Annotated in this window: 6 protein-coding genes; 5 read left to right on the forward strand and 1 reads right to left on the reverse strand. The window is 67.7% G+C overall.

Annotated features, from left to right (window positions below):
* The 5 genes from AC1D1T_RS28190 to AC1D1T_RS28210 form a co-directional block, all read left to right on the forward strand.
* A partial coding sequence (locus AC1D1T_RS28190; RefSeq protein ID WP_477992925.1) for a 2-oxoglutarate dehydrogenase E1 component occupies nucleotides 1–2,318 on the forward strand: 2,318 nt, incomplete at its 5' end.
* Nucleotides 2,319–2,392: 74 nt separating this feature from the next.
* A complete protein-coding gene (gene odhB, locus AC1D1T_RS28195; protein ID WP_477992926.1) occupies nucleotides 2,393–3,658 on the forward strand; it encodes a 2-oxoglutarate dehydrogenase complex dihydrolipoyllysine-residue succinyltransferase in 1,266 nt (421 codons plus the stop codon).
* A 12-nt stretch (nucleotides 3,659–3,670) separates the two neighbouring features.
* Entirely contained in the window at nucleotides 3,671–5,098 is a 1,428-nt protein-coding gene (gene lpdA / locus AC1D1T_RS28200) for a dihydrolipoyl dehydrogenase (protein WP_047502490.1), read from the forward strand.
* Between the two features lie 19 nt (nucleotides 5,099–5,117).
* On the forward strand, nucleotides 5,118–6,218 hold the full coding sequence (gene zapE / locus AC1D1T_RS28205) for a cell division protein ZapE (protein WP_477992927.1): 1,101 nt from the start codon (nucleotides 5,118–5,120) through the stop codon (nucleotides 6,216–6,218).
* Entirely contained in the window at nucleotides 6,215–6,787 is a 573-nt protein-coding gene (locus tag AC1D1T_RS28210; protein ID WP_477992928.1) for a hypothetical protein, read from the forward strand. The genes zapE and AC1D1T_RS28210 overlap by 4 nt, the downstream gene beginning before the upstream one ends.
* A 93-nt stretch (nucleotides 6,788–6,880) precedes the next feature.
* Here AC1D1T_RS28210 and AC1D1T_RS28215 read toward each other — a convergent pair.
* Nucleotides 6,881–7,245: PP2C family protein-serine/threonine phosphatase (locus AC1D1T_RS28215; protein ID WP_477992929.1), on the reverse strand; the 365-nt coding region annotated here is incomplete at its 5' end.

Raw genomic sequence — 7,245 nt, forward strand, 5'->3', positions numbered from 1 at the left:
AGCCCGAGAAGCGCTGGTGGCAGCAGCGGCTCGAGTCGATCCGCTCCAAGCCCAATTTCACGGCCGAGCAGAAGAAGCAGATCCTGAACCGCCTGACCGCGTCCGAAGGCCTCGAGCGCTACCTGCACACCAAGTTCGTCGGCCAGAAGCGCTTCTCGCTCGAAGGCGGCGAAAGCTTCATCGCATCGATGGACGAGCTGGTGCAGCGCGCCGGCGAGAAGGGCGTGCAGGAGATCGTGATCGGCATGGCCCACCGCGGCCGCCTGAACGTGCTGGTCAACACGCTGGGCAAGATGCCCAAGGACCTGTTCGCCGAGTTCGACCACACCGCGCCCGAGAACCTGCCCTCGGGCGACGTGAAGTACCACCAGGGCTTCTCGAGCGACGTCACCACCGACGGCGGCCCGGTCCACCTGAGCCTGTCGTTCAACCCGTCGCACCTGGAGATCGTCAACCCGGTCGTCGAAGGCTCGGTCAAGGCCCGCCTGGACCGCCGCGGCGACAAGGAAGGCGACACCGTGCTGCCGGTGCTGGTGCACGGCGACGCGGCCTTCGCCGGCCAGGGCGTCGTGATGGAGACGCTGGCGCTCGCGCAGACGCGCGGCTACTACACCGGCGGCACCGTCCACATCGTCATCAACAACCAGATCGGCTTCACGACCAGCGACCCGCGCGACACCCGCTCGACGCTGTACTGCACCGACGTGGTCAAGATGATCGAGGCCCCGGTGCTGCACGTGAACGGCGACGACCCCGAGGCGGTCGTGCTGTGCACGCAGCTCGCGCTCGACTACCGCCAGGAGTTCAACAAGGACGTGGTGGTCGACATCGTCTGCTTCCGCAAGCTCGGCCACAACGAGCAGGACACGCCGGCGCTCACGCAGCCGCTGATGTACAAGAAGATCGCCCAGCACCCGGGCACCCGCAAGCTGTACGGCGACAAGCTGGTGGCGCAGGGCGTGCTGCCGGCCGACGGCCCGGACGCGATGGTCAAGGAGTTCCGCGCCGCGATGGATGCCGGCAAGCACACCATCGACCCGGTGCTGACTAACTACAAGAGCAAGTACGCGGTCGACTGGTCGCCGTACCTGAACAAGAAGTGGACCGATTCGGCCGACACCGCGCTGCCTCTGGCCGAGGTGAAGCGCCTGGCCGAGCGCATCACGACGGTGCCGGCGAACTTCAAGCCGCACCCGCTGGTCGAGAAGGTGCTGGCCGACCGCGCCGCGATGGGCCGCGGCGACATCAACATGGACTGGGGCATGGGCGAGCACCTCGCCTTCGCGTCGCTGGTCGCGAGCGGCTACCCGATCCGCCTGTCCGGCGAGGACAGCGGCCGCGGCACGTTCACGCACCGCCACGCGGTGCTGCATGACCAGAACCGCGAGAAGTGGGACGAAGGCACCTGGACGCCGCTGCAGCACGTGGCCGACAACCAGGCCCCGTTCGTCGTGATCGACTCGCTGCTCTCCGAAGAAGCGGTGCTCGGCTTCGAGTACGGCTACGCGAGCGCCGACCCGAACACGCTGACGATCTGGGAAGCGCAGTTCGGCGACTTCGTCAACGGCGCGCAGGTGGTGATCGACCAGTTCATCGCATCCGGTGAAGTGAAGTGGGGCCGTGCGAACGGCCTGACGCTGATGCTGCCGCACGGCTATGAAGGCCAGGGCCCGGAGCACTCGTCGGCGCGCCTGGAGCGCTTCATGCAGCTGGCCGCGGACAACAACATGCAGATCGTGCAGCCGACCTCGGCCAGCCAGATCTTCCATGTGCTGCGCCGCCAGATGGTGCGCATGTTCCGCAAGCCGCTGATCATCATGACGCCGAAGTCGCTGCTGCGGAACAAGGACGCCACGTCCCCGCTCGTCGAGTTCACGAAGGGCGAGTTCAAGACGGTGATCCCCGAAGCGAACGACGAGATCGCGACCGACAAGGTCAAGCGCATCGTCGCCTGCTCCGGCAAGGTCTACTACGACCTGGTGAAGGCCCGTGCCGAGAAGAAGGGCACCGACGTGGCGATCATCCGCGTCGAGCAGCTCTATCCGTTCCCGCACAAGGCCTTCGCGGCCGAGGTGAAGAAGTACCCGAACGCGACCGAGATCGTCTGGTGCCAGGATGAGCCGCAGAACCAGGGCGCCTGGTTCTTCGTGCAGCACTACATCCACGAGAACATGGTCGACGGCCAGCGGCTGGGCTATGCGGGTCGCCCCGCGTCGGCCTCGCCGGCAGTGGGCTACGCGCACCTGCACCAGGAGCAGCAGAAGGCGCTGCTCGACCAGGCCTTCGCCAAGCTCAAGGGCTTCATCCTCACCAAATAAGCAAGTCGTGGCGCAGCCCGCCGGCCCGATGGCCGGCCGGGCTGCGACCGTGCTGAACACCAAGAAAGAACCTCATGGCAATCGTAGAAGTCAAAGTCCCGCAGCTGTCCGAATCGGTGGCCGAAGCCACGCTGCTGCAATGGAAGAAGAAGCCCGGCGAGGCCGTGGCGATCGACGAGATCCTGATCGAGATCGAGACCGACAAGGTCGTGCTGGAAGTGCCGGCGCCGGCCGCCGGCGTGATCGCGCAGATCGTCAAGAACGACGGCGAGAGCTGCACCAGCGATGAAGTGATCGCCCGGATCGACACCGAAGCCGCTGCGCAGGTGAGCCCGCTGGAAATCAAGGCCGTGCCCGCACCGACCGCGGCCCCGGCGGCGGCTGCCGCTGCGCCGAGCAGCGCCAGCAAGAGCGATGTCGCGATGCCCGCGGCCGCCAAGCTGCTGGCCGACAACAACCTGTCGACCAGCGCCGTCACCGGCACCGGCAAGGACGGCCGCGTGACCAAGGGCGACGTGCTGGGCGCGATCGCCGGCGGCGCGAAGCCGGCTGTCGCCGCACCGGTGGCTGCACCGGTCGCACCGTCGGTGGCGAAGCCGCTGCCGGCCGTCGCCGCGCCGATCCAGCAGAACCTGGGCGATCGTCCGGAACAGCGCGTGCCGATGAGCCGCCTGCGCGCCCGCGTTGCCGAGCGCCTGCTGCAGTCGCAGGCCACCAACGCCATCCTGACCACGTTCAACGAAGTGAACATGGCGCCGGTGATGGAGATGCGCAAGAAGTTCCAGGAGAAGTTCGAGAAGGAGCACGGCGTGAAGCTGGGCTTCATGAGCTTCTTCGTGAAGGCCGCGGTCGCCGCGCTGAAGAAGTACCCGGTGATCAACGCCAGCGTCGACGGCAACGACATCGTCTACCACGGCTACTTCGACATCGGCATCGCGGTCGGTTCGCCGCGCGGCCTGGTGGTGCCGATCATCCGCAATGCCGACCAGCTGAGCTTTGCCGACATCGAGAAGACCATCGCCGGCTTCGGCCAGAAGGCCAAGGACGGCAAGCTGTCGCTCGAGGAGCTGACCGGCGGCACGTTCTCGATCAGCAACGGCGGCACCTTCGGCTCGATGCTGTCGACGCCGATCATCAACCCGCCGCAGTCGGCCATCCTCGGCGTGCACGCGACGAAGGACCGCGCGGTGGTCGAGAACGGGCAGATCGTGATCCGCCCGATGAACTACCTCGCGATGTCGTACGACCACCGCATCATCGACGGCCGCGAAGCCRTGCTGGGCCTGGTCGCGATGAAGGATGCGCTGGAAGATCCGGCCCGCCTGCTGTTCGACATCTAACCGGAACCGACGATGAGCAAATCATTTGACGTGGTCGTCATCGGCGGCGGCCCCGGCGGCTACATCGCCGCGATCCGCGCGGCGCAGCTGGGCTTCAACACCGCCTGCATCGACGAGTGGAAGAACGAGAAGGGCGGCCCGGCCCCGGGCGGCACCTGCACCAACGTCGGCTGCATTCCGTCGAAGGCGCTGCTGCAGTCGAGCGAGCATTTCGAGCATGCCGGCCATGCCTTTGCCGACCACGGCATCGGCCTGAAGGACCTGAGCATCGATGTCAGCAAGATGCTGGGCCGCAAGAACGCGGTCGTGAAGCAGAACAACGACGGCATCCTGTACCTCTTCAAGAAGAACAAGGTGTCGTTCTTCCACGGCCGCGGCTCGTTCGTGAAGGCCGCTGAAGGCGGCTACGAGATCAAGGTGGCGGGCGCGGCCGAAGAATCGATCGTCGCCAAGCACGTGATCGTCGCGACCGGCTCCAACCCGCGCGCGCTGCCCGGTGCGCCGTTCGACGAGGAGAACATCCTCAGCAACGACGGTGCGCTGCGCATCCCCGCGGTGCCGAAGAAGCTGGGGCTGATCGGCGCCGGCGTGATCGGCCTGGAGATGGGCTCGGTGTGGCGCCGCCTGGGGGCCGAGGTGGTGGTGCTGGAGGCGCTGCCGACCTTCCTCGGCGCGGTCGACGAGCAGATCGCCAAGGAGGCGCAGAAGGCCTTCAACAAGCAGGGCCTGAAGGTCGAGCTGGGCGTGAAGATCAGCGAAGTCAAGACCGGCAAGAAGGGTGTCACCGTCGCGTACGCCAACGCCAAGGGCGAAGCGCAGACGCTCGAGGTCGAGAAGCTGATCGTCTCGATCGGCCGCGTTGCCAACACGATCGGCCTGAACCCGGAAGCGGTCGGTTTGAAGCTCGACGAGCGCGGCGCGGTGGTGGTCGACGACGACTGCAAGACCAACCTGCCGAACGTCTGGGCGATCGGCGACGTGGTGCGCGGCCCGATGCTCGCGCACAAGGCCGAGGAAGAGGGCGTCGCGGTGGCCGAGCGCATTGCCGGCCAGCACGGGCACGTCAACTTCAACACGATCCCGTGGGTGATCTACACCTCGCCGGAGATCGCGTGGGTCGGCCAGACCGAGCAGCAGCTGAAGGCCGCGGGCCGGGCCTACAAGGCCGGCACCTTCCCGTTCCTCGCGAACGGGCGGGCGCGCGCGCTGGGCGACACGACGGGCATGGTCAAGTTCCTCGCCGACGCGAAGACCGACGAGATCCTGGGCGTGCACATCGTCGGGCCGATGGCGTCGGAGCTGATCTCCGAGGCGGTGGTCGCGATGGAGTTCAAGGCCTCGGCCGAGGACATCGCGCGCATCTGCCATGCGCACCCGTCGCTGAGCGAAGCCACGAAGGAAGCGGCCCTGGCCGTCGACAAGCGCACGCTGAACTTCTGAACGGAAGCCACCGCGCTCGATGGTCTCCGTCACAGAGTTGTACCGGCAGACGCTCGCGGAGCGCGGCTACCAAAGCGACCCGGCGCAACTCGCCGCGGTCGCTGCGCTGCAGCGCTGCCAGGACGAGTGGGAGGCCTACAAGGCGCGGCGCAGCAATGCGATCGCGAAGCTGCTGGTGCGGCCGCCGCTGCCGCGCGGCGTCTACATGCACGGCGGGGTGGGGCGCGGCAAGAGCTTCCTGATGGATTGCTTCTTCAACGCCGTGCCGCTGCAGCGCAAGACGCGGCTGCACTTCCATGAGTTCATGCGCGAGGTGCACCGCGAGCTGGCCGAGCTGAAGGGCATCGTCAACCCGCTCGAGGAACTGGGCGCGCGCATCTCGCGGCGCCACCGGCTGATCTGCTTCGACGAGTTCCACGTCGCCGACGTGACCGACGCGATGATCCTGCACCGGCTGCTCGACAGCCTGTTCTCGCACCGCGTCAGCATCGTCACGACCTCGAACTTCAAGCCGGACGACCTGTACCCGAACGGCCTGCACCGCGACCGCATCCTGCCGGCCATCGAACTGCTGAAGCAGAAGCTCGAGGTGATCAGCGTCGACAACGGCACCGACTACCGGCGCCGCACGCTGGAGCAGGTGACGCTGTACCACACGCCGCTCGGGCCCGAGGCCGATGCGGCGATGGCCGAGGCCTTCACGCGGCTGGCCGAGGCCAAGGACGAGCCGCCGGTGCTGCACATCGAGCACCGCGAGCTGCACGCGCGGCGCAAGGCCGGCGGCGTGGTGTGGTTCGACTTCAAGACGCTGTGCGGCGGGCCGCGTTCGCAGAACGACTACCTGGAGCTTGCGACGCAGTTCCATACCGTGCTGCTGTCGGATGTGCCGCAGATGCCGCCGCGGCTCGCCTCGGAGGCGCGGCGCTTCACCTGGCTGGTCGACGTGCTGTACGACCGCCGCGTGAAGCTGATCATGTCGGCCGCGGTGCCACCGGAAGAGCTCTACAAGGACGGCCCGCTGGCGCACGAGTTCCCGCGCACGGTGTCGCGGCTCAACGAGATGCAGTCGAAGGAATTCCTGTCGCTGGAGCGCCGCGACGTGGATACTCGGTTGACATGAAAAGGCTGTTCGTCACCGCTGCCTTGCTGGTCGCCGCGCTGGTGCAGGCGCAGACGAAGGACGCGCCGTCCAGCCAGGCCGAGCGCGAGCGCATCGCGAAGCAGCGCCAGGTGGCCGAGGCGCAGTATGCGCAGCGCGAGGCCGAGTGCAAGCGCCGTTTCGTCGTGACCTCGTGCATCGACCAGGCGCGTGCCGACCGGCGCCAGTCGCTGGACAACCTGCACCAGCAGGAGATCGCGCTCGACGAGGTGGAGCGCCAGCAGCGCAGCGCCGAGCACCGCCGGCGGCGCGATGCCAAGGCCTGGGACGAGATCAACAAGCCGGCGCCGGAGCCGCGGCCGCCGCGCGAACCGAAGGCGCGCGCATCGAAGCCGCTGCTGCCGCCGTCAGCCGCCGCATCGCGGCCGGCACCGGTCGATCGCAGTGCCGACGAGCAGCAGGCGCGCGAGCGATTCGAGGCTCGCCAGCGCGAGGCGCAGGCCCACAAGGCCGAGATCGAAGAACGCAACCGCAAGAAGGCGGCGACCCGCAAGCCGGGATTGCCGCTCCCCGCCGCTTCGGCGCCCTGAATGCCGATCAAGCAACGCCCGCGGAACCGGCTTCGCCGGGCCGCCGGGTGGTGCCCCCTGGGGGGAGGGGCGAAGCGACTGGGGGGGCTCTATCTAGCCTAGCGCGTCGATCCGGATCAGCGCCAGCGACAGGTTGTCCCCCGTCCCCCGCGCCCGCTGGCGTGCCTTCGTCACCAGCATCTCGCTCGCCTCGCGCGGCGGCAGCGTGTGCACGATCGCGCCGAGTTCCTTCGGGCTGAAGTAGTGCCACAGCCCGTCGCTGCAGGCGAGCACCGAGTCGCCGACCTGCAGCTGGTCGATGTGGTGCAAGGTCAGCGGCGGATCCTGGTAGGTGCCGAGGCAGCCGGTCAGCAGGTTCGACTGCGGGTGCGTGTTGGCCTCTTCCTCGCTGATCTGGCCCTCGTCGACCAGGCGTTGCACGAACGAATGGTCGATGGTGCGGCGGACCATGTCCGGCC

It is taken from the genome of Rhizobacter sp. P2_H3, from assembly GCF_056403355.1.